Origin of the sequence: Brevefilum fermentans, from assembly GCF_900184705.1 — a bacterium.
Taxonomy (GTDB): Bacteria; Chloroflexota; Anaerolineae; order Anaerolineales; family Anaerolineaceae; genus Brevifilum; species Brevifilum fermentans.
The window spans coordinates 1,757,065-1,784,058 of the sequence record NZ_LT859958.1; the positions used below are offsets into that span (position 1 = coordinate 1,757,065).

22 protein-coding genes and 1 tRNA gene are annotated in these 26,994 nt (G+C 50.5%); 21 read left to right on the forward strand and 2 right to left on the reverse strand.

Annotated features, from left to right (window positions below; genetic code table 11):
- Positions 1–300 precede the first annotated feature (300 nt).
- The 8 genes from mreB (at position 301) to CFX1CAM_RS07770 (ending at position 8,294) form a co-directional block, all read left to right on the forward strand.
- The gene (gene mreB, locus CFX1CAM_RS07735; protein ID WP_087862470.1) at positions 301–1,311 is read left to right on the forward strand and encodes a rod shape-determining protein; all 1,011 of its coding nucleotides are present in this window, start codon (positions 301–303) and stop codon (positions 1,309–1,311) included.
- 18 nt (positions 1,312–1,329) lie between these two features.
- Positions 1,330–2,160 carry a DUF6585 family protein gene (locus tag CFX1CAM_RS07740; RefSeq protein WP_087862471.1) on the forward strand — a complete coding sequence of 277 codons (831 nt, stop codon included), beginning with the start codon at positions 1,330–1,332 and terminating at the stop codon, positions 2,158–2,160.
- Between the two features lie 479 nt (positions 2,161–2,639).
- Positions 2,640–3,008 (forward strand): hypothetical protein, encoded by a 369-nt coding sequence (locus tag CFX1CAM_RS07745; protein WP_087862472.1) that lies wholly within the window; start codon positions 2,640–2,642, stop codon positions 3,006–3,008.
- A 3-nt stretch (positions 3,009–3,011) separates the two neighbouring features.
- Positions 3,012–4,766, forward strand: coding sequence for a hypothetical protein (locus tag CFX1CAM_RS11600; protein WP_087862473.1), 1,755 nt, complete (start codon positions 3,012–3,014; stop codon positions 4,764–4,766).
- A gap of 24 nt (positions 4,767–4,790) precedes the next feature.
- Positions 4,791–6,164: a radical SAM/SPASM domain-containing protein gene (locus tag CFX1CAM_RS07755; protein ID WP_087862474.1), complete on the forward strand. Its 1,374-nt coding sequence runs from the start codon at positions 4,791–4,793 to the stop codon at positions 6,162–6,164.
- An 18-nt stretch (positions 6,165–6,182) separates the two neighbouring features.
- Positions 6,183–7,340, forward strand: coding sequence for a radical SAM protein (locus CFX1CAM_RS07760; RefSeq protein WP_087862475.1), 1,158 nt, complete (start codon positions 6,183–6,185; stop codon positions 7,338–7,340).
- A 1-nt stretch (position 7,341) separates the two neighbouring features.
- Entirely contained in the window at positions 7,342–8,109 is a 768-nt protein-coding gene (locus CFX1CAM_RS07765) for a class I SAM-dependent methyltransferase (RefSeq protein WP_157891791.1), read from the forward strand.
- A 110-nt stretch (positions 8,110–8,219) separates the two neighbouring features.
- Positions 8,220–8,294 (forward strand) — tRNA-Pro (locus CFX1CAM_RS07770).
- Positions 8,295–8,355: 61 nt separating this feature from the next.
- Here the strand turns inward: CFX1CAM_RS07770 and CFX1CAM_RS11510 are convergent.
- Positions 8,356–8,634 (reverse strand): hypothetical protein, encoded by a 279-nt coding sequence (locus CFX1CAM_RS11510; protein ID WP_087862477.1) that lies wholly within the window; start codon positions 8,632–8,634, stop codon positions 8,356–8,358.
- 247 nt (positions 8,635–8,881) lie between these two features.
- On the opposite strand from CFX1CAM_RS11510, the gene CFX1CAM_RS07780 reads away from it, so the two are divergent.
- Both CFX1CAM_RS07780 and CFX1CAM_RS07785 read left to right on the forward strand, forming a co-directional pair.
- Positions 8,882–9,763, forward strand: coding sequence for a family 16 glycoside hydrolase (locus CFX1CAM_RS07780; protein WP_157891794.1), 882 nt, complete (start codon positions 8,882–8,884; stop codon positions 9,761–9,763).
- Between the two features lie 41 nt (positions 9,764–9,804).
- On the forward strand, positions 9,805–11,049 hold the full coding sequence (locus CFX1CAM_RS07785) for a YcjF family protein (RefSeq protein ID WP_087862479.1): 1,245 nt from the start codon (positions 9,805–9,807) through the stop codon (positions 11,047–11,049).
- Between the two features lie 76 nt (positions 11,050–11,125).
- Here CFX1CAM_RS07785 and CFX1CAM_RS07790 read toward each other — a convergent pair whose 3' ends face one another.
- Positions 11,126–12,304, reverse strand: a complete 1,179-nt coding sequence (locus CFX1CAM_RS07790; protein ID WP_087862480.1) for an aminotransferase class I/II-fold pyridoxal phosphate-dependent enzyme — start codon at positions 12,302–12,304, stop codon at positions 11,126–11,128.
- Positions 12,305–12,485: 181 nt separating this feature from the next.
- On the opposite strand from CFX1CAM_RS07790, the gene CFX1CAM_RS07795 reads away from it, so the two are divergent.
- The 11 genes from CFX1CAM_RS07795 to CFX1CAM_RS07845 all read left to right on the forward strand — a co-directional run bounded on the left by CFX1CAM_RS07795 (position 12,486) and on the right by CFX1CAM_RS07845 (position 26,987).
- Complete coding sequence (locus CFX1CAM_RS07795) at positions 12,486–13,349, forward strand: hypothetical protein (protein ID WP_087862481.1); 864 nt, start codon at positions 12,486–12,488, stop codon at positions 13,347–13,349.
- 252 nt (positions 13,350–13,601) lie between these two features.
- A complete protein-coding gene (locus tag CFX1CAM_RS07800) occupies positions 13,602–14,723 on the forward strand; it encodes a hypothetical protein (protein ID WP_087862482.1) in 1,122 nt (373 codons plus the stop codon).
- 231 nt (positions 14,724–14,954) lie between these two features.
- Entirely contained in the window at positions 14,955–15,701 is a 747-nt protein-coding gene (fadR, locus tag CFX1CAM_RS07805; RefSeq protein ID WP_157891795.1) for a fatty acid metabolism transcriptional regulator FadR, read from the forward strand.
- Positions 15,698–17,296, forward strand: a complete 1,599-nt coding sequence (locus CFX1CAM_RS07810) for an FAD-binding oxidoreductase (protein ID WP_087862484.1) — start codon at positions 15,698–15,700, stop codon at positions 17,294–17,296. Before fadR ends, CFX1CAM_RS07810 begins: the two co-directional genes overlap by 4 nt.
- Positions 17,297–17,313: 17 nt before the next feature.
- On the forward strand, positions 17,314–18,891 hold the full coding sequence (locus CFX1CAM_RS07815; RefSeq protein ID WP_087862485.1) for a glycerol-3-phosphate dehydrogenase/oxidase: 1,578 nt from the start codon (positions 17,314–17,316) through the stop codon (positions 18,889–18,891).
- A gap of 85 nt (positions 18,892–18,976) precedes the next feature.
- A complete protein-coding gene (locus CFX1CAM_RS07820) occupies positions 18,977–20,524 on the forward strand; it encodes an FGGY-family carbohydrate kinase (RefSeq protein WP_087862486.1) in 1,548 nt (515 codons plus the stop codon).
- Between the two features lie 42 nt (positions 20,525–20,566).
- Complete coding sequence (locus tag CFX1CAM_RS07825) at positions 20,567–20,938, forward strand: VOC family protein (RefSeq protein ID WP_087862487.1); 372 nt, start codon at positions 20,567–20,569, stop codon at positions 20,936–20,938.
- A gap of 89 nt (positions 20,939–21,027) precedes the next feature.
- Positions 21,028–22,293: a nickel-dependent lactate racemase family protein gene (locus CFX1CAM_RS07830; protein WP_087862488.1), complete on the forward strand. Its 1,266-nt coding sequence runs from the start codon at positions 21,028–21,030 to the stop codon at positions 22,291–22,293.
- Positions 22,290–23,078 carry an alpha/beta hydrolase gene (locus CFX1CAM_RS07835; RefSeq protein ID WP_087862489.1) on the forward strand — a complete coding sequence of 263 codons (789 nt, stop codon included), beginning with the start codon at positions 22,290–22,292 and terminating at the stop codon, positions 23,076–23,078. The genes CFX1CAM_RS07830 and CFX1CAM_RS07835 overlap by 4 nt, the downstream gene beginning before the upstream one ends.
- A 305-nt stretch (positions 23,079–23,383) precedes the next feature.
- On the forward strand, positions 23,384–25,198 hold the full coding sequence (locus tag CFX1CAM_RS07840) for an ABC transporter ATP-binding protein (protein WP_087862490.1): 1,815 nt from the start codon (positions 23,384–23,386) through the stop codon (positions 25,196–25,198).
- The gene (locus CFX1CAM_RS07845; RefSeq protein ID WP_087862491.1) at positions 25,185–26,987 is read left to right on the forward strand and encodes an ABC transporter ATP-binding protein; all 1,803 of its coding nucleotides are present in this window, start codon (positions 25,185–25,187) and stop codon (positions 26,985–26,987) included. Before CFX1CAM_RS07840 ends, CFX1CAM_RS07845 begins: the two co-directional genes overlap by 14 nt.
- The last annotated feature ends 7 nt before the right edge of the window (positions 26,988–26,994 follow it).

Genomic DNA, 26,994 nt, shown 5'->3' on the forward strand with positions numbered 1-26,994 from the left:
ACCGACTTCTAATATACGAGTGGGCAACAAAATACTTTCAGGTGTCCATTCCTCGGAGAACTAATCATCAATTATCGAGCTTAAGTATACCTTGGCGCGATTTGTCGTACAATTATTGCAAACCTGTTCAAGTTATGGATTTGAATATCCAGGTTTATGCCAGGAAGGATAAGAAAAAAACCGCTAACACTTTTATCCATTCTCTTATCAAAGCCTGGTAGATTTGGTAAGATAGAGTTAGTCTATTTTTGATTTATAATTGAATTTTATCGATTTCATTCCAAACCAAGGAAGGCACATGTGGCAAGTCTCTCTCATGAATTAGGTATTGATTTAGGCACTTTGAACACCCGTATTGTCGAAGGCAAAGACATCCTCCTCCAGGAGCCCACTATAGTCGCCATTCTTCTGGATGAACTCAAACTGGTTGAGATTGGAAAATCAGCGCTTAATATGATGGGCAGGGTACCTGAAAACATTGAGGTCATCCGGCCGATGCGCTTTGGTGTCATCGCTGAATACGAGATTACAGAAAATTTTCTACGCGAAATGGTGCGTATGGTGACCGGGCGCATGCTTTTATTTCGCCCCAAACTGATGATCACCGTGCCCTTTGGCATCACCAGTGTGGAGCGGCGCGCCGTCTACGAAGCCGGTCTTGGCGCGGGCAGCCGTGATGTGTATCTGATCCAGCAGCCATTGGCTGGCGCTATTGGCATTGATCTACCCATTGGTGCACCCACCGGCAACATGATCATTTGCCTTGGTGGGGGAACTTCACAGGCAGCAGTGCTTGCCATGCACAGCCTGGTCTCTGCTGAAACATCCCGTGTAGCTGGGCTTGAATTGGATGAAGCCATCATCAGCTTTGTGCGCCGTAAATTTGGCTTGATCATTGGACAGCCCACCGCGGAACAACTCAAAATTCAAATCGGTGCTGCACTTCCTAAAGACAACCCGCAATCCATGCAAATCCAAGGGCAGGATCAGGTTTCAGGTTTACCCAGACCTGCCACAATTACGACAGATGATATCGTAGAAGCCTTACAAACACCGCTTGAAAACATCGCCGGGACCATTCGCCGGGTGTTAGAGAAAACTCCCCCTGAATTGATTTCCGATATCATCGATCGTGGTGTGGCTTTGTGCGGTGGTACTGCTCTTTTAGCCGGCATCGATCGTTACCTGACTGCATCCCTGGGCATTCCTGCTTATCTTGTTGATAATCCCACCACCTGTGTTGCTGAAGGCGCATCAAGAGCTTTTTCAATGATCGATGTCCTCTCTCGCAGCCTACCATCCAAGACATAAGCCTCACCGATCATCATTATGACCCAGACAAACCTCAAACACCCCTCAAATGCTGATCCTCGTCGAGATCAGTTGGGGAATATATTGGAGAACCACCCGGTTCAAAACCAGGGTTTGAGGCGCTGGCTGACCGTGTTCCTGGGTGGACTGACCGTCTTGGCTTCAATCGGCTTCATTGTTTTACTTGGCATCAACACCTGGGACAGAATCAATATCCATGGCAGGGCAGTTCTTTTAAACGTCATTTTTTATCCGGCAATCCTGTATGCAGGCATGTTGATTGCTGGTGTTCTGGCGATCAGCCTGGCGGTCCTTTTTTGGCAGGATGGCGTTACTCTTTATGAAAAAGGAATGGTGCAAATAAAAGCGAAGCGCACACGTTCCTGGCTTTATGCGGATACCACCCGGTTTGACAGTCACATCTCGCGAATCTCCTTTGGCGGCTCAACGGTCAGTCTGCGCGTGAAGATCATCCTGGAAAATGCCGACCGTCAGCGGTTGGTGATTCGCAACCGGTATAGAAAAATCCTCGAAATGATCGAAAATCTTCGCGGTAAAATTTTGCCAGAATTGATTAGAAAATGCCAAGATCGCCTGCTGATGGGTGAAAAGCTGTATTTTCACAAACACCTGCAGGTAGATCAAAACAGAATATTTATTAAAATGGTTGAATTTCCAAACAATAAAATAAATCTGTCACTGCAAAACCAGTTTCTCACGCTGCGCGAGAAAGACAATCCCAAAAAAGTTTTATTAAAATTACATTGTCACCGGGTGCGAAATTTCGATGTACTGATTGACCTTTTAGACACCCTCCCTGGAGAAGGCGATCTTTCTTCTTTTAGATAATCGAGCATTTGTTGAAGAAGCAACACAGGGTCAACCCGTTCAACAAAAACTATTTTGCAACTTTAATCTTGTTTGTGTAAAGGTGAGACAATCTTTGATCCCCGTCTGACCCAATTCATCAGCAATGGGTTGGGCAGCTACTCGCAGCAACGCCAATTCGTTCCAACCCGTTCTGCCTGGAATATTGACAAAATTTCATGCAAGACTGCTTTAGCCATCAAATTCAGCGCTTGCAAATAGCATGGTAATTTGTTTTTAACAATTCTGAGGACGAATTCATCATTCATATTGAGCGAGCTCGTTGACAAAGATAATGTAACCGCAATAGGCAACAACTTCTCGCGAATTATATGCTAAGATAAGAGTTGTCAAAGATAATTGTTCTCTTTCTGGGAAATGCCTGTGATAATCTCAGGATTAATCATTCAAGATGCGTTAAAATTAGTCATATTAATGAATAGACGATCAAAGGAGATGCAATGCGCGCTGGAAAGATAATCGCCTTTATTGCTGCTGGAATATTTATCATCTTTTCCTTCCTGTTCATCCTGGGCGGGTTCAGCCCTGAGGGACAACCTGCCTGGATTTTGATCGGCCTGGTCGGCATGGTCATTGGTTTTGGCTTGATTTTTATCGGCACCAAACTCAGTCCCCCGCAAAAAGCCGGTGACCAGGTTGTCAACCTGAACATTGACCTGCCCGGTCAGGTCGGGATGGATACGATCAAATGTCAGGCCTGCGGCGGCCCAATTACGTCTAAGGATGTAAAAATGATTGCCGGCGCTCCGGTGGTGGAGTGTCCGCATTGTTCGACAACTTACCAGTTAACCGAAGAACCCAAATGGTGACCTATGAAAAGAATTATTAAGCTTGTCCTTTTTCTAATCCTGATCTTGCAGTTTGTTTTTCCTGCATCAGTATCTGCCCAAAACTATCGATTTGAAGTCACGGTGATGGAAGTGGAAGCTTATGTTGAAGACGATGGTTCCCTTTCGCTGTGGTATTACATCCAATTTCAAAACAGCGCTAATGCTGACCCAATTGATTTTGTTGACATCGGTATGCCTTCTTCTGCATATAATCTGGCTTCAATCCAGGCTGAAATTGATGGAAAGGCAATCAATAAAATTGAAAGCTCGCCTTATGTGCCCAATGGGTTTGCCCTGGCACTTGAAAGCGATTCAATTCCGCCCGGTCAATCCGGACTGGTTACCATCTGGATCCCGGGCATCAAAAATGTGCTCTCTGCATATGATGGCGGTGACCGGGAAGATTACACCAATTTCCAGTTCACTCCCAACTGGTTTGATGCAAATTATGAGCGCAGCACCCAAACCCATTACCGGATGACCATCATCCTGCCGCCTGGCGTGGGTGACAACGAGGGTGTCTATTACACCCCACAGGGCTGGCCTGGAGATTCTTCGCCCGATGATACCGGCAGAACTGAAGCCGAGGAACGGGTGTACTATTCATGGTTTACAACTAACGCCAACGTGCACACCCGATATCTCTTTGGCGCCGCTTTCCCCAGCCGGTTGGTTCCTGAGGATACATTAATCACCAAACCACCTCAAGATACGACGCCGGGCATTGTCAGGGAGCCACAGGGGTTTCTACCGTCGTTTTTCGCATTCTTCAGTAACAACTTATGCTGCTGTGGAATAGGCACATTCTTTATCGGTATGTTTGGCTTTGTGTTTTACCAGGCAACCATTGGAGCCAATAAACGTAAGATGGCTTACCTCCCACCGAAGATGAAGATCGAAGGCAACGGGATCAAACGTGGTCTCACCGCGGTTGAAGCAGCAATCCTAATGGAACAGCCCATGGATAAAATTTTCACCATGATCCTGTTCGGTGTGCTAAAAAAAGAGGCCGCGACCGTCGTCAAAGAAGATCCCCTCGAGGTTATCGCCAGCAAACCCCTTCCGGAGGGTTTGCATGCCTATGAAACTGAATTTTTAGAGGCAATCGCGCTGAGCGGAGTACAACGCAGAACAGCCATGCAAAATTTGATGGTGACCCTGGTCAAGAGTGTTTCGGCAAAAATGAAGGGCTTCAGCCATAAAGAAACCGTTGCCTATTACAAAGATATTATGCAAAGGGCATGGAAAATGGTTGAGGAATCCGATACACCCGAAGTTAAAAGTGAACGCTACAACCAGGCCATGGAATGGACCATGCTCGATGATAGATACCAGGAGCGCACCCGGCGCACTTTTACTACCGGCCCGGTCTTCGTCCCTGTGTGGTGGCCCCGTTACTCGCCCTCCTATCGCCGCAGCATCGGCGGCACAACGTCAAACCCGGTTCCCGCGCAAAAAACGGCACCTGGCGGAGGAAAAGTCTCGTTACCCAATATCCCGGGTTCAAATTTTGCCGCTAATGTCATTAACGGCGCTACCGCGATGTCTGCAGGGGTGATCGGCAACCTGACCTCCTTCACAAATAGCATTACCTCTCGCACCAACCCGATACCGGTCAGCAGTTCATCCGGGTCTGGCGGCTTTCGCGGCGGGGGCGGGGGCGGCGGCGGTAGTTCCTGTGCTTGTGCCTGCGCCTGTGCTGGCTGTGCATGCGCTTGTGCGGGCGGTGGACGTTAAGAGTAGCAAACGATATGAAATTGGATGATGAACGTTTTGAACAAAGCGATTGACAGGTTCACCCAGTTATTCAAAAAAGGGGTTGGCCCCACTCCCGGCTTGCATCATTATCTTCGTGAGGGAGAAGATGGAAAAGTGCGCCTTCACCTCAGAATAGACGCCGATGGAAGCGGGTTATTAATTGCGAACGCAAACCGGGTTGTTCATCTCAACCCGTCAGCTGCGTTGATGGCATATCTTCATCTTGAAGGTCATACACCTGAATATGCTGCACGCGTTTTACGTCGCCAGTTTAAGGTATCAAGATTAAATGTACTGCAAGACATTTTTGAATTCACGGCACAATTAGAAGACCTGGTCAACCCGAATGGCGGTTGCCCAATTTGCGAGCTGAACCTGGAAACAACACCACCGTTCAAAGCGACTCCCAGCGCTCCCTACCGAATGGATCTGGCGCTCACCTATCGATGCAATAACGACTGCCATCACTGTTACAACGCCCGAGCTCGCAACTACCCAGAATTGACCGTTGAGACATGGAAGAAAATCATAGATCAAATTTGGGATTTGGGTATCCCTCATGTTGTGTTCACAGGAGGAGAACCAACTTTGTACCAGGGCTTGCCAGAATTGGTTGCCTATGCCGAAGAGAAGGGCTTGATTACCGGTTTGAATACGAATGGGCGAAAACTGGCAGATCAATCTTACCTGACAAAACTGGTTGAAGCCGGCCTTGACCATGTACAAATTACCATCGAATCCCACGATCCCAATATCCACAACCAAATGGTCGTTGCAAAAGATGCCTGGTCTCAAACTGTGGCAGGCATAAGGAATGTGCTGTCCACACCCTTATATGTGATGACCAACACCACACTGTTGACACACAACGCTCCATCCATTGATGCCACCTTGATCTTCCTGGCTCAGCTTGGCGTTCCAACCGTGGGTCTCAACGCCCTGATCTATTCAGGCAAAGGTGAAACCGTAGATACAGGCTTAAAAGAAACAGAGCTTCCGCCGTTACTGGAAAGCGCTCGCCAAATAACCCAATCCCACGGTCAGCGGTTGATTTGGTATACGCCTACACAGTATTGTCATTTCAATCCCCTTCAGCTCGACCTGGGAATCAAGGGTTGCACGGCTGCCCTGTATAACATGTGCATTGAATCCAACGGTGATGTAATCCCCTGCCAATCCTATTACCAGTCTCTGGGAAATTTCTTTGAAAATGCCTGGCAAGAAATTTGGGAGCACCCCTTGGCTGTGCAACTGCGCAACCGGCAAGATATCCCCGAAGGATGCCGAAGCTGCGATTTTTTACCGGAATGTGGCGGAGGATGCCCGCTTGCTCGCCAGCATCAATCCATTCATCCCATCAAATATCCCCTGTTTTAGAATGTAATTGGAGTTTCTATGCCCAACCTGATCGACACCTTCAAGGATTTATTCACTAAAAAAAAGCCTTTGCCTGCTGGCATGTACTCATACCAAACACCACCCGAGGAGGAACGTCAATATCGTCTTCACCTGCGGGTTGAGCATGACGGCAACAGCCTGCTGATCATCAATGCGGCAACCGTGCTTCATCTGAATCAAACGGCATCGGAGTATGCCTATCACTTGATCGAGGGTACAGATCCCGAAACTGTGGTCAATGTAGTTTCAAAAAGGTATAAGATCGACCGGGAACAAGTACGCCAGGACTATCAATACTTCATCGACCGAATCAATACCCTGATTGAAACCCCGGGACTTGACCCTGTAACCTATCTCGACATTGAACGCCAGGAACCTTATTCGGCAGAGATCTCTGCACCTTACCGCTTAGATTGCGCCCTGACCTACCAGGTCTCAGATGAAAGCTACAGGGAAGCAGCACCTCTCGACCGGGTTGATCGCGAATTAACTACAGATGAATGGGAGGTCATCTTCCAGAAAGCCTTTGAGCAGGGCATACCTCATCTCCTGTTCACCGGTGGAGAACCGACATTGCGTGAAGACTTGCCTGACCTAATCTTGAAGGCTGAGCAATTGGGTCTGGTAACCGGGTTGTTGACCGATGGGCTGAAATTAGAAGAGGACGCCTATCGAAGTATGCTGTTGATGAATGGGTTGGATCACTTGATGATTGTTTTTAACCCGGATAGCCCTGCCGCATGGGAAGTGCTGGAAAAGGTGCTTTCTGATGATATCCACACCACTGTGCACCTCACCCTTAAGGCAGGGGAAGATCTCCACTTCCACCTGCAACGCATGGCAGCGATGGGCGTTCACGCTATTTCGCTGACCAGTGCATCACTTGACCTGGCTTCAGAGCTTGAAGACCTGCGCAACTTCGCCGCCGTTCTTCAACTGGATCTTGTATGGGATATGCCCGTGCCCTACTCTGAAAACAACCCGGTTTCGTTGGAATTGGAGCAATCAGGCGAGTTTGAAGCACCTGAAGGCGCTGGTCAAGCATGGCTTTATGTTGAACCTGATGGCGATGTCTTGCCAAGCCAGGGTTTGTATCAACAAATTCTCGGCAATATTCTTACAGACCCCTGGGAAAAAATTTGGGGAAACAGGTAAAGTGCAGGATTTCCGCAATCTCGACCGCCAGGAATGGCATCGTCGATACTTGGAGCAGGTTAGATGGACGGCACATCTCAGGCAATATATCTTCGATAAAATCTCACTCGATCCGAATGACAGTATCCTTGAAGTCGGCTCGGGTACCGGCGCGATACTGCAGTCTCTGCTTGATGAGGGTTATCACAATACCATCGGAATTGACCTTGATTGTTCCAGTGTAGTTTTTTCTAAAAATCAACACCAGAACTTTTCCCAGATCATCGGTGATGGTCACCACTTGCCCTTTGTTTCAGGCAAGTTCGCGGTATCTCTGTGCCATTTCCTGTTAATGTGGACGCCTCATCCTGAACAAGTTCTAAACGAAATGCAGCGGGTAACACACTCCGGTGGCTGGGTATTGGTTCTGGCTGAACCGGATTACCAGGCGCGCATCGACTTCCCACCGCCACTGGATTTGCTCGGGGCTTTTCAAACCGAATCTCTGCAAGCACATGGCATCGACCCCTGCATCGGCAGGAAGCTGCGCTCTCTTTTTATCCAAACGGGGCTGATTAAAATTGAAACTGGCATCCTGGGGGCTGAGTGGCATCATTCAGCGCAAATGACAATTGATCCAACCGAATGGACCATGCTACGCGCTGACCTTGAAGGTCACCTCAGCCCAAATGAGCTATCTCGTTTTTTACAACAGGATGAACAAGCACGGAAAATGGGGACACGGGTGCTGTTCATTCCGACCTTCTATGCGTTTGGACAGGTGCCCTAAAAAAGATTTGCTGAGGGCGTTAATATTTTAATTCTTGCAACAAACGGATCTTGATTAACCAATTTTCGCTTGCCAAACGGGAAAAAGGCGGTTATAATTTGATCTTAGTTCGGGGCGTGGCGCAGTCCGGCTAGCGCGCTTGCATGGGGTGTAAGAGGTCGGAGGTTCAAATCCTCTCGCCCCGACAGAAAAATCGCTATCCAGGTGGCGATTTTTTCTTTAACAAAGCTCTCATCTCAGAACCGATTAAGCTCTACCGACTACCGAAGAATAGCTCAGCTTGATCATTGCCTGTCCAGTATACAGGGTGGTCGGTTTTCCTGCCGTCCAATCATTCACATTTTGCATGAAGCTGCCGGTGGTCGCCACATAAGTCCCCTGTGCTTCCTCATGGAGTTCTGTCACGCCACTCAAAAATCGCTGATTGAAATGGGTGGTCTTTTTTAGTAATCTTCTCAATTCGAGCAGTAAAATCAATGCCCGGAATGGGTAGGAAAAAGAAAAAATGTCGGGAAGTGCGACCAAAAAGGTTTCTCCTGATGGCTACATAAATCCATTGAAAAAGACCTGTGTGAAGAAGTTTTTCCATTCTAACATGCCAAATAATTAAGGTGGAGTTGTAAGTGATGGTTCCTTCAGTTGTTATGCTGATGGTGACAAGACCACCTTTCCATGCTAAAATTATCACAGCTTAATCGAAAAGAATCAGGTGCCTATTATTTTTATCCCATTGTGGAATAATCTTCTCATTTTCAAGGAATGGATGGTAACCATGAAAAAATTGTTCATCACCACAATCCTCATCCTGGCTTTTGCCCTTTCGGGATGCCATTTTCCAGGTTTTCAAAGCGATTCCGCTGTGGATCCAGAAGATGTCATGGCGACGGAAATCTCAAAGATCTTAACGGGCACACCGATCCAAATTGAACCTTTAGCGACGACGATCATAGAGGTTACTTCGCCAACAGAAGAAATCATCAAAACCGAGGCGGTTGAGCCTGCTGAACTCGAAGAACCTCAACCAACACCCGCACCGACTCATACGCCGCCGCCAACACTAACAGCCACCCTGGCTAGTACTGACCCCACTCTGAACCTGGGAGATCCGGACTGGGTTGATAACATGGACGATGGCGACGGCTGGCCAACAGGTTTGGACAAATATACCGCCATCAAATTTGAGAATGGTTTCCTGAAATTGACGTCCAGCACAGGAGTTGATGGCTGGCGGGTGACCTGGCCAACTATCGCCAATTTTTACCTGGAAATGACCCTGCAAACGCCCGAGTGCGAGGGCAGCGACCAGTTTGGTCTTATGTTCAGGGTGCCAGCAGATTCACAGGCAGGAAAAGGCTATTTGTACGGGATCACCTGTGATGGTCGTTATAGCCTGCGCCGCTGGGATGGCTCTGTGATGCATTCATTGATTGGATTAACACCAAACGATGCAGTTAAAAAAGGCCCTGATGCGGTCAATAAATTGGGTGTGATGGCACGCGGCGCAAATTTAGCGTTGTATGTCAATGGTCAAAAAGTCAATGAAATCTCTGATTCAACACACCTTCAAGGACGCTTTGGTGTTTTCGTTGGCGGTATGAATGTCGATAATCTGACGGTTTGGGTTGATCAAATCCGCTATTGGGATGGCCCCTAGTCTTTTTATGGACAAAGCTCATATTTCTCAAGCGTTAAACCATGTCAAAATTTGACCAAATTCTCAAATTACTGCCCGACAACACCCTGGAAATATTGAATCCACTGTGGGATGCCATCCCGGTGGACGAAAAAGAAGCCCTGAAAGAAAAATTTGAGGGCTTACCCCTGGACCTGAATTTAATCAATATGCTGATGGATCTGTCGAAGATCCAGATGAAAGTAGCTTTTGGGCACAAGAACAGAGTGGTTCTTGTTGGACCAGCCAATGTTGGAAAATCGACACTGTACAATCACTTTATCCGCGCAAAAGAAGACCAGGCTGAAGTTAGCCCGGTACCTGGCACAACTCGAATCAACCAGGTCGCTGATGCAGGAATCTTTGCTGTCATAGACACTCCCGGCGCAGACTCTGTGGGTCCAGTAGGTGAAAAAGAAAAAGAAGAAGCACTGAATGCCGCCCAGGAGGCAGATTTCCTGGTGATTATGTTTGACGCCATTCAAGGTATAAAAGATACCGAGCTCCAGCTATATCAACAACTCTTAGCTTTGCAAAAGCCCTACCTGGTGGTGCTCAATAAAATTGACCTGGTTGGCAGCAAACATGAAACCGGTGTGATCGAAAAAGCCGCCAGCAATCTGGGCGTAGAAAAGGACAAGGTCATCCCGATCTCAGCAAAGCGGGGCTTTAACATTTCAAAAGTATTGATGGGGATCGTGATAACTGACCCGGAATTCTTAATTCCCCTGGCACAAGCATTGCCCCATTACCGTTGGAATCTGGCCTGGCGGGTGATCGTCACCGCTTCAGTTGTCTCAGGCGCCATTGCTTTAGTGCCTTTGCCACTGATTGATTTCATCCCTCTAATTGCCAATCAATCCACCATGGTACTCAGTATTGCTCGCATTCACAATTATAAAATTACCTTCGTGCGCGCTCGTGAACTGATAGCAACTTTTGGCATTGGATTGCTGGGACGCACGCTATTCCAGCAGTTAAGCAGGCTTGGCGGCATACCTGGCTGGTTGCTCTCTTCAGCCATCGCATCCTCAACCACAGTTGTCCTGGGTTACGCAGCTTCGTTATGGTTTGAAAAAGGGGAACGCATCAGCCAAAAATCGCTCAATGCACTGACCAAGAACCTGACACAAAATTTGCTTGAGAAATTAAAGAATCGCTTCAAGCGCAAGCCTGATAAAAAGGATCTGGAGCAAGCTTTGAAAGAAGCTTTAGAAGATACCGGCATGGCAGACCGGGATGCCATTGATCAAGCCGCTGAAAATTAATCGGCAGGGAGAATAAATCCGGCTGTTCTTGGGGTTATGGAGACAGCCTTTTTTTCCAATCAGAAATAATTTGCCTCTAGATTAAACCCAATTCTTTTCCAACCCTGGAAAAGATTTCAATCACGCGCTCAAGTTGTTCATCCGTATGGGTTGCCATGTAGCTTGTTCGCAATAATTGGCGACCGGGCGCTACCGCTGGTGAAATGACCGGGTTCACAAATACACCGTTTTCAAACAATAGTTTCCAGGCAATAAAGGTCAGATCATTATCTCCGATAATAATCGGGATCACGGGGGTAACGGAATCACCTGTATCAAAGCCCAGGCGTTGGAATTCTGCTCGCATCGTATCCGCAATCTGGTTTACCCGTACGACCCGCTCAGGCTCCTCGCGCATCACCTCAAGTGCTGCCAATGCCGCAGCCGCATTAGAGGGTGGAATACTGGCGCTGAAGATTAAACTACGTGCCTTGTGTTTAATATAATCCACCACATCAGCATCACCAGCGATAAATCCACCCAAAGAGGCAAAGGATTTGCTGAAAGTTGACATAATTAAATCCACATCGTCGGTCAAGCCAAAATGCGCTGCCGTCCCTCGTCCACCGCCCAGAACACCGATTGCATGAGCATCATCGACCATCAGACGCACACCATATGCTTTACATAGGGGCACGATTTCCGGCAATGGTGCGATATCGCCTTCCATGCTGAACAATCCATCGACTATCAATAATTTCCCCTGATCCTCCGGTAAACTATCCAGCACCCGCTGAAGCTGAGCCATGTCATTATGCCGGTAGCGTTCGATTTTTGCTCTGCTTAAAAAAGCCCCATCCACAATACTGGCATGGTCTTCTTTGTCCAGAATCACAATCTCACCCCGTCCTGCCAGGGCGCTGATCGTACCTAAATTGACCTGCATCCCCGTTGAGAACACGAGTGAATCGTCCTTGCCGACCCATTCCGCAATTTCAGCTTCAAGACGTTCGTGTAAAGCCATATTGCCATTCAAAAACCGGGAGCCCGTGCAGCTGGTGCCGTAACGGGCAATAGCATCTATCGCAGCTTGTTTGACTTTTGGATGGGTCGTAAGTCCCAGGTAGTTGTTCGAACCGCACATAATCACATTGCGCCCCTGAAATGTGACTTCTGTGCCCTCATTTTCATCCAAAGGAATAAAATATGGGTAAATACCTGCTTCCTTTGCATCCTTAACTTCAGTATACCGGTAACATTTTTCAAAAATATCCATAAAGATTTCCTTAATCAAGAATAAACCTGCACAGTGTTTTTTATCTGTTTCGGCGCGAAGGCATGGTTGTAGTTATTCCTCCACACATTGATTAACCAGTTCTCTCAATTCAAGTTGCGTTTGGAGATTGAACACCATATAATATCTCTATTGTTCATCAATGCCAATATTCGGAGAAACCATGAGAAAAATCGTCTTCATCTCTCTATTTGTTATTACTGCTTTGGTAATCACAGGTTGCAGTCCTGAACCGAAGCAGGAGCAACTTACTGATGACCTGGTAGCCACTCAGGTCAGTCTTATCCTGACAGAAACCGCCATCCAAACTGCGCTCCAACAAATACCTACCCACACAGAAACCCTCGAGCCTTCTTCGACGCCTGAAGAAGAGCCAACAGTTGCCCCTTCCGAAACCCCGACGGACATCCCAACGGAAACACCCACCAGTACACTTACAGCCAGTGATCCGGCACAGGTGTTGGGTCAGCCAGCATGGACTTACGATTTCACCGGCGATACCAGCCCCTGGGATCATGTCGATACAGACCAGGCAAGCTTTAAAACTGGCGGTGGTTTCCTCAACCTGACAGCAAAAGCCAACGCCAACTGGCACAGCTGGTATCTATCAGCTCCAACACTGAAGAATGCCTATGTGGAAACAACCATTCAAATGCCAGCCTGTTCAGGTGCAGACCGGATTGGACTGGCAGTACGCGGCAGTTCAGATGGTCAGCAATTTTACTTCCTGGCAATTACCTGTGATGGACGCTGGGGGTTGTTCCGCATGTCGGAAAACGTCACCATTAATACGGTCAGCGGCTTCCAGGAAGCAAAAGAACTCACTGTTGGTCTCGCCGACCCACACCGGGTTGGAATTTGGATGAGAGATAATAGTTTCCGCATTTTTGTAGATGGGGTCGAGGTTGGTTCTGCCACGGATTCAACCCTGACAAATGCAGGATACACCGGTTTTCTGATCGCCTTTGCTAACACACCCGGTTTCACTGTAAAGGTTGCCCAGTTAAAATATTGGAACGTACCCTGAGCATCACAATCAATGTTTCACTCTATCAACAGGAAGTTTTCTTTCGTGGGCTTGCCAAAAACAATCAAGGCTTCCTTATTTACCCACCCTAACCCTCCCAAACTTAAACACCGCTTCAAAAGGGAGGAGTGGGTGGATCTCAGTTGCAGCTTTCATTGCTACCTGGAAGTACTTTTTTGCGCGCCCTTGAGCTTAACAATGATTTCGTCTATGATTTGATATGAAAATTTCACTATTAAGAGGGTTGCTCCAATGAAGATCATCGAAATACTACCCAGACATCGCCGATTAGAAAATGCTTTCATCGATTTCCCTTATCAGCTTTACCAGGATAACACCCAATGGGTGCCGCCGCTCAAAATGGAGATGCGCCAGATCTTTAAATCGGGCTACGCGTTTTATCAATATGGTCAGGCAGCCTTCTTTCTGGCGATGACAGATACGGGTGAAGTCGTTGGTCGGTTAGCCGTGGCTAATAATCATCGCTATAATGATTTTCATCAGACAAAAACCGCTTTCTTTTACTATTTTGAATGCATTGATGACTTAAATATCGCCCAGGCGCTCTTTTCGCGAGGTTTTGAATGGAGCGATAGTCAAGGATTAAATCACGTTTACGGGCCAAAGGGTTTTACCGTTTTAGATGGTTTTGGCATGCTGGTCAAGGGTTTTGAGCATCGGGCAGCCTTTGGACAGGCCTATAACCCGGATTATTACCCTAAACTGATTGAAGCTCAGGGTTTTGCCAAAGTGAAGGATGTATTTACCGGGTGGATCGATCGTAATACCCATATCTCTGAAAAGATTTTTAGAGCCGCCGAAATTGTCGAAAAACGCATGGGATTTAAAGCGCCGCTGATCAAAACAAAACGCCAGCTACGCACCGTCATTGACGATTTCAAGCAAATGTATAATGACACCTTAGCCGTTCCGGCAGGAAATCCGCCCATCACTGATGCAGATATGGACAACCTGGCCAGGCAGTTGCTGTGGATCGCGGACCCGAGGTTGGTTAAATTAATTTATAAGGACGAGCAGCCCATCGGCTGGATCCTGGCTTACCCCGATGTGGGTGCCGCTTTTCAGCGCATTAAGGGACGCTTGTTCCCTTTCGGATGGCTGGAAATTCTGCGTGAAAGTAAAAAAACCAATTGGATTGATTTTAATGGCATTGGCGTGATTGAAGAATACCAGCGCCTGGGTGCAACTGCCATTCTGTACAATGAAATGTTTAAAAGCGTGATGGAATTTGATCAATATCATTACGCAGAACTTATACAAATGCGCGAAGAAAACACCAAGATCCTGAATGAATCTCAGAATGTGGACATCAACTTTCATAAAACCCATCGCCTGTATGAAAAATACCTGTAATTAACGAATAACCGCGTCCAAGGTAATGGGGCTCCATTGACCGGTAATGATCTACAAAAACTCCCCTGCTCTTCTTTCGCTGGAAACCCTGGTCGCAACGGGTCGCAACTTGAGGTTAACTATGGGCTTGATTCCCGGTTCCAAGCCGTCAATTCTCTTTTTCACAGCAACAGCTCATAAATATCTCATTTAACCCTTGTATTATTTCCACTTCTCATGTATCATACTGGTATGACCACTTACCAGTTAAATGAAGTAACCTCATCCAAATGGCAGCACATCAGCAAACCCGCTCAAATCGCGGAGCGTCGCCTGATCTCTGCCATTCTCGATGGGACTTTCGCAATCAACAGCCACCTCCCTGGCGAACGTGAATTAGCCGAATTTCTCGGAGTCACCCGCCCCACCCTGAGAGAGACCCTCGGTCGACTGGAACGCGACGGCTGGGTTGAAATTAACCAGGGAAAGGCGACCCGGGTGTGCGATTATTGGAAAGAAGGCAACTTGGGCGTGTTAAACACCCTTTCCCGTTTCCCGGAACACATGCCCGATAACTTCATTGAAAATTTGCTGATCGCCCGCCTGGCAATGGCTCCGATCTACACGGCCATGGCTGTTGAAAATGCACCCGTTGAGATCGGTTCTTTTTTGGCGGGTCGCCACAACTTGGGTGAAGACCCGGGTCACTATGCCCATTTCGATTGGGAGGTTCATCACACGCTCACCCTGTTAAGCAATAACCCGGTTTTTGTGATGATTTTAAATGGATTTAAAGACCTTTACTTGCGCCTGGCACCTTATTACTTTAAAATTGCCTCAGCCCGCCAGCATTCGATACATTTTTATCGAGACCTTGCCCATGCTGCTGAAAAAGGTGACCCTAACCAGGCGAGAATACTCTCGGATATGGTCATGCGTGAAAGCATGATTTTTTGGCAACAAGTAAAACTGGATTTATTTGAACGGAGGAAACCATGAAACGTATTCAAGGTTGGGGAAATCTCGAAACCGATTACCCGGTACCCGAGCCAGCCCGGGTTTATCTTGAAAAGGTCGTCGGGAAACCCCATCACCAAAAAAACATCTCCATCGAGGAACTCATTCGCAAAATTCCCCCTACCCGCCTATCTGCCCACCCCCTGATAAATACAGACCCTGAACAGAGATTGCGTCATGCACGCGGGCAATCGCTCAATGACTGGATCGATATGTGCGACGGTTTGGTCAACACGTTCCCGGATGGTGTGGCATATCCTGAAACCGATGCGGATGTGAGGGCATTGATAGAATTTGCCCAATCGGGGAATGTGAATCTTATTCCCTATGGCGGAGGATCGAGCGTTGTTGGTCACCTGACGCCCCCGGGTGAAGGACCACCCACACTCAGCGTTGACATGCAAAGGATGAATCAATTGATTCACCTCAGCGAGGAGAATTTTGAAGCCACCTTCGGCGCGGGTGTCAACGGCCCGCAACTCGAAGCCCAGCTCAAAGGACACGGTTTTGTTCTCGGACATTTTCCACAATCCTGGGAATACTCAAGCCTGGGCGGCTGGATTGCCACCCGCTCGGTTGGGCAGCAATCCTATCACTACGGTCGCATCGAGCCCCTGTTCGTCAAAGGGCATCTCGAAACTCCGGCAGGCCCCATGGACCTGCCGCACTTCCCTAAAAGCGCTGCCGGTCCCGATCTGCGGCACCTGGTTTTGGGCTCTGAAGCGCGTTTAGGGATCATCACCCAGGCGACGATGCGCATCCGGCGCCTGCCCGAAGAAGAACATTTTTATGCAGCATTTTTCCCCAATTTTGAAATCGGTGTGGAAGCTGTGCGTAAGATCGCTCAAAGCGAGTTGGCAGTCTCGATGGTCCGTCTAAGCGATCCCATGGAAACCGAAACCACCTTCCAGCTTTCTGGTGAAGAAAAGCTGGTTAATATCGCCAAAAAGGGCCTGAGCCTGTTCGGACACGGTGAAGAGCGCTGCATGTTGATCTATGGGTTGACCGGCACACGTGCAGAAAATCGCCTGGCTGACCGTCAACTGGCGCACATTGTCCGCTCGCACCAGGGCATGTTGATCAAGTTTTACCTGGGCAAAGCCTGGATCGAAAAGCGCTTCCTCACGCCCTATCTACGCAATACGTTGTGGGATCTTGGCTACGCGCTGGATACCCTGGAAACCGCCCTCCCCTGGGAAAAGCTCCACAGTGGACGGCAGGCGATCTACCATGCCATCAGCCATGCCATGGAAGGCGATAACGAGCCGGTGCTGATTTTCAGTCACATTTCACATGTGTACACTAACGGCGGCTCTATGTATGTGACCTATCTTTTCCGCCGTAGTCAGGACCCTCATCAAACCCTGGCGCACTGGCAAAAGATGAAAGGCGCAGCCAGTCAGGCTATCACGGCGCTGGGCGGAACCATCAGCCATCAGCATGGCGTCGGCATCGACCATAAGCCTTTCCTCAGCGTTGAAAAAGACCCTTTGAGCATGCAGGTTCTGAAGAATATCATCAAAACCGTCGACCCTGAACAAATTATGAACGCCGGTAAGCTGATCGATACGGACTGAGGAAAGAGGGAACAACCATGCTGACACAAACCTGGCGCAAAGACACCTGGTCGAACCTCGATCAACTCTGGGACCTGATTGTGATTGGCGGAGGCATCACCGGGGCGGGGATTTTTAATATGGCGGCGCAAAAAGGGCTTAATACCCTCCTGGTGGAAGCCAGGGATTTTTCCTTTGGCACCTCCAGCCGTTCTTCCAAGCTGGTCCATGGCGGCATTCGCTATTTGCGCAACCGGCAATTTGATGTGGTCAGAGAATCGGTTAAGGAGCGCGAACGCATGTTGCGCGAGTCCGATGGGCTGGTTGACCCTTTGGCGTTCATCTTCCCCACCTATGAGCACAATGCCCGCGAGACAAGGCTGATGAAACTCGGAACGCTGATATACGACCTGCTGGCGCCAAAATGGCAGCATTACACCCTCAACCAGCAGCAAGCCAGGAATGCGCTTCCCGCATTGAGCGATGCAAGCCTTGTTGGGGGCTTGAAATATTTCGACGCGGTTGTGGATGATTCGCAGCTTGTTTTGCGCGTGATCATGGATGGCATCCGCTTCGGCGGCACGGCTATAAATTATGCAAAGGTGATTCAGTTGTGCAAAGCAAAAAATGGGTCGGTTGAGGGCGTCATTGTTGAGGACCAATCCGGAAAAATTGCCCCCTCACAGGTCGAACTGCACGGCAAGGTGATCATCAACGCCAGCGGACCCTGGTCGGATGAGCTCAGAGAGCAAATCCAAGGACCCGCCAGGCTGCGCCGGCTGCGCGGCAGCCACCTGATTTTTTCACAAGAGTCAATTCCGCTTAAGGCAGCGGTGACCATGCTCCACCCGCGCGATAACCGCGCGTTGTTTGCCATTCCCTGGGAAAACCGAACGCTGATTGGCACAACAGACCTCGACCATGAGCTATTTGAAGACGAAACCCGGATTTCAACCGCAGAAGTGGATTATCTGCTGGAGGCTGCTCAATACACCTTTCCCAACCATCCGGTGTCCGAAGTTGACATCATTTCAACCTTCTCCGGTTTGCGCCCGGTGATCAACACCAACGCTGCGCACCCCTCCCTTGAATCCCGCGCCCACAAGATCTGGGAAGAAGATGGTTTGGTCACGGTAGCAGGCGGAAAATTAACGACCTTTCGCGTCATGGCTGCCGACGCGCTCAACTTCTGTGCCGATCGGCTGCCCGGTCGTCCCAGGTTCACGCATCGCGCGCCGTGTTTCATCCATCCCCAATCTCAGGCGCGAAATGATCGCTCAAACCCGGACTGGTTGCTAATGGCAGGTCGTTTGGGCATGGACGTGAACCCGTTTTTCCAGCAGGCTGACCCGGAAGACCTGGTTCCCATTGAGCCGATTCCACAGCTTTGGGCAGAATTAACCTGGGCGGCAAAAAATGAAGCGGTCCTCCACCTGGATGATCTGCTCCTCAGGCGGGTCAGGCTGGGCGTCCTGTTCCCCAACGGCGGCATGGACCTAATCGACTCGATTAGAGCCAGGGTGCAACCACACCTGGGCTGGTCTGATGCTGATTGGGCAGCCGAAGTCGAACGCTACCGCCAAATCTGGCGGGAGAATTATCATTTGCCCAATTAAGGCGCCCATTTTTAAAAAAATGGATGATTATCGATTATGATTGAGTAAACACGTCACCAACAATCGCCATCCATTGGAGAGAACCATGGCAAAAGACCAAATCCTGGCTATCGATAACGGCACGCAAAGCGTAAGAGCCTTAATTTTCGACTTAAAAGGACAGTTGATCGCCAAAAACAGGGTCCCTATCCAGCCGTATTACTCCGTAAAACCCGGTTGGGCTGAACAGGATCCGGACGTGTTCTGGCAGGGCGTTTGCCAGGCCTGCCAGGAAATATGGGCGATGGAAGGAGTGGATAAGGATGCCATCGTCGGGGTGGGTTTGACCACCCAACGCTCGACGTTGATCAATCTGGACAAAAACCAGCAGCCCTTACGCCCGGCTGTGGTCTGGCTGGATCAACGTCGCACCGAGGGGTTGCCGCCGGTGGGCGGTGTGTGGGGGCTTTTATTCAAATTAGCCGGCATGAGTGAGACCGTCCGCTATTTTCAAGCCGAAGCCGAAGCCAATTGGATCAAAACCCATCAACCGGAAATCTGGAAGCGGACGGATAAATTCGTGCTGCTTTCAGGTTTTCTAACGCATAAGCTGGTAGGCAAAGTCATCGATTCCATCGGCTGCCAGGTGGCTTATATCCCCTTTGATTATAAGAACCAGGATTGGGCTAAACCCTCCGATTGGAAATGGCAAGCGATCCGAATGGATCGGGAACAGTTACCCGATCTCGTGCCGCCAGCCCAGTGGTTGGGGCACATCACCCGCGAGGCGGCGGAAGCAACCGGCATCCCGGAAGGCTTGCCGCTCATCGCCACCGCAGCCGATAAGGCAACGGAAGTGATCGGCGCAGGCTGCCTGGAACCGCACATCGGCTGCCTGAGCTTTGGCACCACGGCTACCATCAACACCACCCACACAAAATATACCGAGGTAATCCCCCTCATCCCGCCTTACCCGGCAGCCGTACCCGGCGCTTACTCGCTGGAGGTGCAGATCTACCGCGGTTTTTGGATGGTGAGCTGGTTTAAAGAGGAGTTTGGGCTCGTCGAACGCAGAGAAGCCGAGAAGCTGGGGGTTGAAGCCGAGGTTTTATTCGATAACTTGCTACAAACCGTGCCAGCTGGCGCAGAAGGTCTCATGTTGCAACCCTACTGGTCGCCGGGGTTGAAGATCCCCGGGCCAGAGGCCAAGGGCGCGGTGATCGGCTTTGGCGATGTGCACACCCGCGCCCATTTTTACCGGGCGATCATCGAGGGGTTAGGCTATGCCCTGCTGGAAGGCATGCAGAGGACCGAAAAGCGTTCTAAGATCCCCATCACTGAGCTCAGGGTCGCGGGCGGCGGCAGTCAGAGCCCGGGCGTCATGCAAATCACCGCCGACATTTTCGGACTGCCCGTCACTCGCCCCCATGTGTACGAAGCTTCGGGACTGGGTGCCGCCATTGATGTGGCCGTCGGTTTGGGTTTGCACCCCGATTTCAACCAGGCAGTTTCAGAAATGACTCACCTCGGTGATACCTTTGAGCCCGACCCACACCGCCATAAAATCTACACCGACCTGTACGAACGGGTTTATCAGCACATGTACAAACGTTTACAGCCGCTCTACAATGAAATTCGAGAGATCGTCGCCTGACCTGGGCTTCTTTAATGTTATCCCAGAAAGGACTAACACCTCATGCCTGCTTTGGAAATTAACCAACAAATCACCTTTTTACATGCCAGCAACCTGGAAGAAACCCGCCGGTTTTACACGGATGTTTTAGGGCTGCCCCTGGCGCGCGAACAGAGCACCTGCCTGATTTTCAAAGTCACCCGGGAGGCTTACCTGGGCTTCTGCGAACATATTGAGTCGATTGAGCCGGGCCGCAAGGTGATCCTGACCCTGGTCAGTAAGGATGTCGATGGCTGGTATGCAGCCCTGCAAGCCAAGGGAGAAAATATCGTCAACCCACCCATCCACAATCCGAGATATGGCATCTATCATTTCTTCATCATCGACCCGAACGGTTATTGGGTCGAAATTCAAAGATTTGACCAGCCGCTGTGAAATCGGCTCCGGCTTGAGCGAACGAAAGGCAGCACCTGACAGAAATCTGGTCAAAACAAACACAATCAACACACAATCGGAGTGAGATCATGGCCTCTTATACCCTGCCCTATGGGCATGAACACATCAGCATTGAAGTTCCGGCGACATGGCAGGTCGACCTGCTCGAACCCCAGCCTGGTGATCCCCTGCCCGATCCTGACCGGGCGATCATCGAAGCGCTGCATTCCCCCATCGGCGTAATCGGCTGGGAGCAATTCCTTGAGGCAAAATCGGTCGGCATCGCCTTCAACGATAAGACCCGCCCGGTTCCCAAGCCCAACCCGATTGTTCACCTGCTCGATCACCTGGAAAGCCTCGGGTTCACGCCCGACCAGATCACCCTGTTTGTTGGCAGCGGCACCCATGTGCCGATGACGCCCGATGAACTGCCCCTCATTTTGGATCAATCGATTATCGATCGATACCGGGTTCAGGTTCACGACTGTGATAACGCTCCGATGGCAGATCTGGGTCAATCTGCCCACGGCAACCCGATCCTTATCAACGCCGATTTTTACAACTGCGACCTGAAGTTTTCCGTGGGCAATATCGAACCGCACCACTTTATGGGCTTTTCCGGCGGCGTGAAAACGGCCGCCATCGGCCTGGCAGGGCGCGCCACCATTGACGCCAACCACGCCGGGCTCACCCATCCCCATGCACGCACCGGCGAATACAACCTCAACCCTTTACGTCAGGAAATTGAGGAGATCGGTCGCAAAGCCGACGTCCATTTTTCGTTGGGCACGGTTCTGGATGAGGACAAACGCGTGCTTAAAGTCTTTTTCGGCTCGCCCCTTGCCGTCATGGATGCCGCGATCCCCTTTGTAAGGCAGTCCTTCGGCGTGGAGGTTCCCGCGCCTTATGACCTGGTGATCGCCTCGCCGGGCGGAGCGCCCAAGGACATCAACCTTTACCAGAGTCAAAAAGGCCTCACCCATGCGGCTCGCATCACCCGCGATGGCGGCTGGGTGTTCTTGTTAGCCGCCTGCCCGGAGGGATCCGGTAGCGCCAGCTATGAGGACTACATTCTCAACGCCGATTCGCACTCGGCGGTCATCGATCATTTTGAATCCGGCTTTTTTCAAGTCGGACCGCACAAAGCCCTGCAAATTGCCCGCGAAGCCGTGCGCATCAACATCGTGCTGATATCAGATATCCCTCCGAAAACCGTTAAAACCTGGAAACTGACCCCCAGCAAGCCCGAATTGATCAACGATTTGATCTCCTGGATCAGCAACCAGATCCCTGCAGACGCCCGGGTCGCCATCCTGCCCGCTGCAACCCGAACAATGACCGAGGTTAAAAAATGACGAACTCTAATTTCATAAAAAACCCCCACCTTGACGGCGATGATTTTTTCTGGCAAGGCAACCGAACCGGCATCCTGCTGATCCACGGCTTCACCGCCACCACCGCCGAAGTCAGGCTCCTGGCAAAAAAGCTTCACGAGGAGGGGTTCACCGTTGCCGCTCCGCTGCTGCCCGGGCACGGAACGGACCCCGAGGACCTGAACCGCGCCACCTGGCCGATGTGGGTTGAAAAGGTCAAACAATTCTATGAGAAACTCATCCCACACTGCGACCGGATTTATGTCGGCGGTGAATCCATGGGCGGTTTGTTAGCGCTTGAGCTGGCGCGCCAGCACCCCGAGATCCGCGGGTTATTCTTGTTTGCCCCGGCACTGAAAGTGAAAAATTTATGGCTTACCAGAATTTTGTGGCCGTTCATTAAATACCTGGTAAAAGAGGATAAGGATGATGGACTGGCTTGGAAAGGCTATACGGTCCAGCCGCTCAGAGGGGCAGCCGAGCTGCATAAACTCCAAAAACACATCTGGCGCAACCTGCCGAAAATCGCCCAGCCTGTGGTGATCTTCACCGGCGAGAATGACACCACCATCGCGCCTCAGTCCGCTGGATTGATCCTGGAGAAAATCGGTTCGAAGGTGAAATACCATTTCCACCTGGTGAACTCCGGGCATTGCGTGATTCTTGATCGCGAGCTGGATGAGATTTATGATCATATGCTGCGCCTGATCGAAACCGATTTTACCAAGGACCCGAGCTCGCCCACCTTCAAGCTGCCATTACCGTAAGTAACACCCTGTGGGTCATGAGGAAAAATCACGGTGTCCCGCCAAACGTTGCCCGGGTATTTTTTGAGGTTAATCGACTTCGAGAAATCACATCCCTTGCTTCGTAAATTGACAACAGCGGTGCAACGCAGTAAACTTGTCTCTTGGGAACGGGAACAATTCCAAGTGCAAGCCTCACTGTTTTGTGAAAAACGGTTCTGCGGTCACTGTTTCCGCGGACCGAGATATTGTTATTCTCTCAAACACCAGTTACAGCGTCGCGACCTGGCTCTGACGGATGAACCCTTGCTGGAGTGAATTTTTTTATGTCTACCAACACGTATTATGACGTTGATTTAAGTCAAAACCTGTCCAAGAACCGCTTTATTGGCTTAATGCGGGTGATGAAGGGCTACCGAGTTTTGTATTTAGGCGCCATCATCGCCCTGGCCATCGCAGCCATCGCCCGCACCGGGATTTACCTGGTGCTGCGGCGCTTCATCGATGAGATCGTTGTGCCTCGCAATTTCGGTTCGGAGATGATCCTCATCATCGGCTCCTATATCGGGATGGCGCTGCTGCAGGGGACCTTCACCTTTATCTCCGGCTGGCTGGCTGCCCGAGTGGCTGAGGGAAGCACACGCCGTTTGCGCAATTTCCTCTACGACCACCTGCAGCGACTGTCCTATGCCTACCATGCAGAAGCCAAAACCGGAGACCTGATCTCGCGCGCCACCTCAGATATCGACGCCATCAACCGGTTTTTCGCCGACCAGGCGATCGGCATCGGCCGCATCATGCTGATATTTGCGATCAACTTTGTCGCCATCATGCGATTGCACCCCCGCCTGGCGTGGACGTCTGTGATCGCCATCCCGGCCATTTTGGCTGTCTCCCTGTTCTTTTTCTCACGTGTCTCCAAAGCCTATGAAGCCTACCAGGAGCAGGAAGCAACCCTCAGCAACCGCTTACAGGAAAACTTGACCGGCGTTCGGGTGGTCAAAGCCTTTGCCCGCCAGGGCTACGAATCCTACAAGTTTGACAAGGAAAACTGGCACAAATTCAATCTTGGTCGGCGTTTGCTCACCATCCAGTCATTTTTCTGGCCCATATCCGATATTATCTGCGGCGCACAACTGCTTGCCTCCTATTACATTGGCGCCATCATGGCATTAAACGGCGAGATCACCGTTGGCACCTACATGGCGTTTATCGCCCTGGTCATCTGGATCATTTGGCCGATGCGCAACCTGGGGCGTTTGATCGTTCAGGCTTCCACCGGGATGGTGTCCTACAAGCGTGTGGCTGAACTGCTGAAAGAAGAACGCGAGCCCCTCCTGGAAGGCGATTACCAGCCCGATGGCGACCTGAGCGGAGACATTGTTTTCAAAGATGTCAGCTTTGAATACGAACCCGGTCAACTCGTGCTCAACAAAGTGAGTTTTTCCTGCAGCCCGGGCGCTGTGATCGCCCTGTTAGGCTCCACCGGTTCGGGCAAGACCAGCCTGGTCAACCTGCTGCCGCGTTTTTATGACCCCACCGACGGCTTGATCACGCTGGACGGCGTTGATATCACCCGCTATCCGCGCAAGTATTTGCGTTCGCAAATCGGCATCGTGGAGCAGGAACCGTTCTTATTCTCACGCTCGATTCGTGAAAACATCACTTACGGCGTCCATCGTTCGGTTTCAGAGGATGAGATCATTCAAGCAGCCCAATTTGCCGCCATCCACGACGTCATCCTGGAATTCCCCAGGGGTTACGACACCCTGGTCGGCGAACGAGGCGTGACCCTTTCGGGCGGCCAGAAACAGAGGCTGGCGATCGCCCGTGCGGTATTGAAAAATCCGCGCATCCTGATCCTGGATGATTCCACCTCCAGCGTGGACACGGAAACGGAAATGCACATCCGGGCAGCCCTGGAGCGGCTGATGCAAACCCGCACCACCTTCATTATTGCCCACCGCATCCAGAGTGTGATGGATGCTGACCTGATCCTGGTCTTTGACCGGGGAGAGATCGTCCAGCAGGGCACCCATCAGGATCTGATGCAGATCAGCGGCATGTACCAGGATATTTTCAATATTCAAACCAGGATCGAGCTTGAATTAGAAAAGGAAATTTCGGGTGTCAACATTTGACGAATTTGAAGAAAAAGATTATGGCAAGTTGAGCACGCCCATCCTGCGGCGTTTGCTCCTCCTTTTAAAGCCCCACTGGCGCTGGGTCGCCGGGTTCTTGCTGAGCATCGCCCTGGTCTCGATCATTGACGCCTATACCACCTATCTGAGCTCCCAAATCATCGATGAGGGCATTCGCGCCGGCAGTCGCGAGGCGATTGTGCGCATTGTCCTCATCTACGGCGGCGTCATGCTGTTCCAGGCCGTGCTGACCTTTGGTTTTATTTACTTAACCGGTGTGTTGGGGGAGCGGGTGCGCTACGACATGCGCAAACAAATGTTCAACCACCTGCAGAGCCTTTCGCTATCGTATTTCAGCAAGACGCCGGTCGGCTGGATCATGGCGCGCCTGACCTCGGACACCGAACGCCTGGCTGAGTTGATCACCTGGGGCTTGCTGGATATCACCTGGGCGACCGTCAACATCATCACGGCTGCCGTGTTCATGTTCATCATCAACGCCAATCTGGCGCTGATTGTGCTGGGGATGCTGCCGTTTTTAGCCGTCGTCGCTTACCAGTTCCGCATTCGCATCCTCCATCACTACCGTCTTTCGCGCAAGATGAATTCAAAAATCACCGGCGCCTTCAACGAAGGGATCACCGGCGTGCGCGTCATCAAAGCCCTCTCGCGGGAGGATGCCAACTTGGCTGAATTCAGTGAGCTGACGGATGGCATGTACCATGCCAGCTACAAAGCCGCCTGGCTTTCAGCGTTGTTTTTGCCCACCGTTCAGTTGATCAGCGCCCTTGTGCTGGGCTTTGTCCTGTGGCGCGGCGGACTTCAGGTTGAAATCGGCATGATGACCGTCGGCGGCATCCAGGCTTTTGTCTCCTACGTCACCTTCATCATGTGGCCCATTCAGGATATGGCGCGGGTTTATGCCCAGATGCAAAATGCCGTCGCCTCTGCTGAACGCATCTTCCACCTGATCGATACCGAACCGGTCGTCAAAAATCGCCCCAGAACGGTTGCGACTGAAACCCTCTCGGGCGACATCCGCTTTGAGGATGTTCACTTCGAGTATGAATCCGATGATCCTGTGATTAAGGGATTGACCTTTCATGTCAACCAGGGCGAGACCGTGGCGCTGGTTGGACCGACCGGCGGGGGGAAGACCACCATCGTCAACCTTTTATGCCGTTTCTACGAGCCCACCTCCGGCGCCATTTACCTCAACAACATCAATTATTTAAATATGAAGCTTGAGGACATTCAATCGCGCATTGGCATGGTCCTGCAAACACCGCACCTTTTTTCCGGGTCGATCAGCGAGAACATCCGTTACGGGCGCCTGAACGCCAGCGATGAAGATATTGAAGCCGCGGCAAAAATGGCTGGCGCGCACGACTTCATCATGACCTTCGAAAAAGGCTATGACCAGGACGTCGGCGAGGGCGGCAACTTGCTCTCGGTCGGTCAGAAGCAGCTCATCAGCATTGCGCGCGCCATTTTGGCGCAGCCCGAGCTGTTCATCATGGATGAAGCCACCAGTTCCGTGGACACGCTGACCGAAGCATTAATTCAGCGCGGCATGGAACAGTTGATGACCGGTCGCACCAGCTTTGTGATCGCCCACCGGCTTTCCACCATCAAACGCGCCGATAAGATCATCGTCATCGAAGATGGGCAGATCCAGGAGATGGGCACCCACCGGGAATTGATCAACCTGAAGGGCAAGTATTACAACCTGTACACGCGCCAGTTCCGCCAGGAGCTCGAAGCCCAATATGATGTTTTTGGGAAATAGGGTGGTG

Excerpts from the sequence above, each read along its gene's own strand:
- CFX1CAM_RS07740 (WP_087862471.1), top strand. The coding sequence starts at position 1,330 with ATGACCCAGACAAACCTCAAACACCCCTCAAATGCTGATCCTCGTCGA.
- CFX1CAM_RS07745 (WP_087862472.1), top strand. The coding sequence starts at position 2,640 with ATGCGCGCTGGAAAGATAATCGCCTTTATTGCTGCTGGAATATTTATC.
- CFX1CAM_RS11600 (WP_087862473.1), top strand. The coding sequence starts at position 3,012 with ATGAAAAGAATTATTAAGCTTGTCCTTTTTCTAATCCTGATCTTGCAG.
- CFX1CAM_RS07755 (WP_087862474.1), top strand. The coding sequence starts at position 4,791 with ATGATGAACGTTTTGAACAAAGCGATTGACAGGTTCACCCAGTTATTC.
- CFX1CAM_RS07760 (WP_087862475.1), top strand. The coding sequence starts at position 6,183 with ATGCCCAACCTGATCGACACCTTCAAGGATTTATTCACTAAAAAAAAG.
- CFX1CAM_RS07780 (WP_157891794.1), top strand. The coding sequence starts at position 8,882 with ATGAAAAAATTGTTCATCACCACAATCCTCATCCTGGCTTTTGCCCTT.
- CFX1CAM_RS07785 (WP_087862479.1), top strand. The coding sequence starts at position 9,805 with ATGTCAAAATTTGACCAAATTCTCAAATTACTGCCCGACAACACCCTG.
- CFX1CAM_RS07790 (WP_087862480.1), bottom strand. The coding sequence starts at position 12,304 with ATGGATATTTTTGAAAAATGTTACCGGTATACTGAAGTTAAGGATGCA.
- CFX1CAM_RS07795 (WP_087862481.1), top strand. The coding sequence starts at position 12,486 with ATGAGAAAAATCGTCTTCATCTCTCTATTTGTTATTACTGCTTTGGTA.
- CFX1CAM_RS07800 (WP_087862482.1), top strand. The coding sequence starts at position 13,602 with ATGAAGATCATCGAAATACTACCCAGACATCGCCGATTAGAAAATGCT.
- fadR (WP_157891795.1), top strand. The coding sequence starts at position 14,955 with ATGACCACTTACCAGTTAAATGAAGTAACCTCATCCAAATGGCAGCAC.
- CFX1CAM_RS07810 (WP_087862484.1), top strand. The coding sequence starts at position 15,698 with ATGAAACGTATTCAAGGTTGGGGAAATCTCGAAACCGATTACCCGGTA.
- CFX1CAM_RS07815 (WP_087862485.1), top strand. The coding sequence starts at position 17,314 with ATGCTGACACAAACCTGGCGCAAAGACACCTGGTCGAACCTCGATCAA.
- CFX1CAM_RS07820 (WP_087862486.1), top strand. The coding sequence starts at position 18,977 with ATGGCAAAAGACCAAATCCTGGCTATCGATAACGGCACGCAAAGCGTA.
- CFX1CAM_RS07825 (WP_087862487.1), top strand. The coding sequence starts at position 20,567 with ATGCCTGCTTTGGAAATTAACCAACAAATCACCTTTTTACATGCCAGC.
- CFX1CAM_RS07830 (WP_087862488.1), top strand. The coding sequence starts at position 21,028 with ATGGCCTCTTATACCCTGCCCTATGGGCATGAACACATCAGCATTGAA.
- CFX1CAM_RS07835 (WP_087862489.1), top strand. The coding sequence starts at position 22,290 with ATGACGAACTCTAATTTCATAAAAAACCCCCACCTTGACGGCGATGAT.
- CFX1CAM_RS07840 (WP_087862490.1), top strand. The coding sequence starts at position 23,384 with ATGTCTACCAACACGTATTATGACGTTGATTTAAGTCAAAACCTGTCC.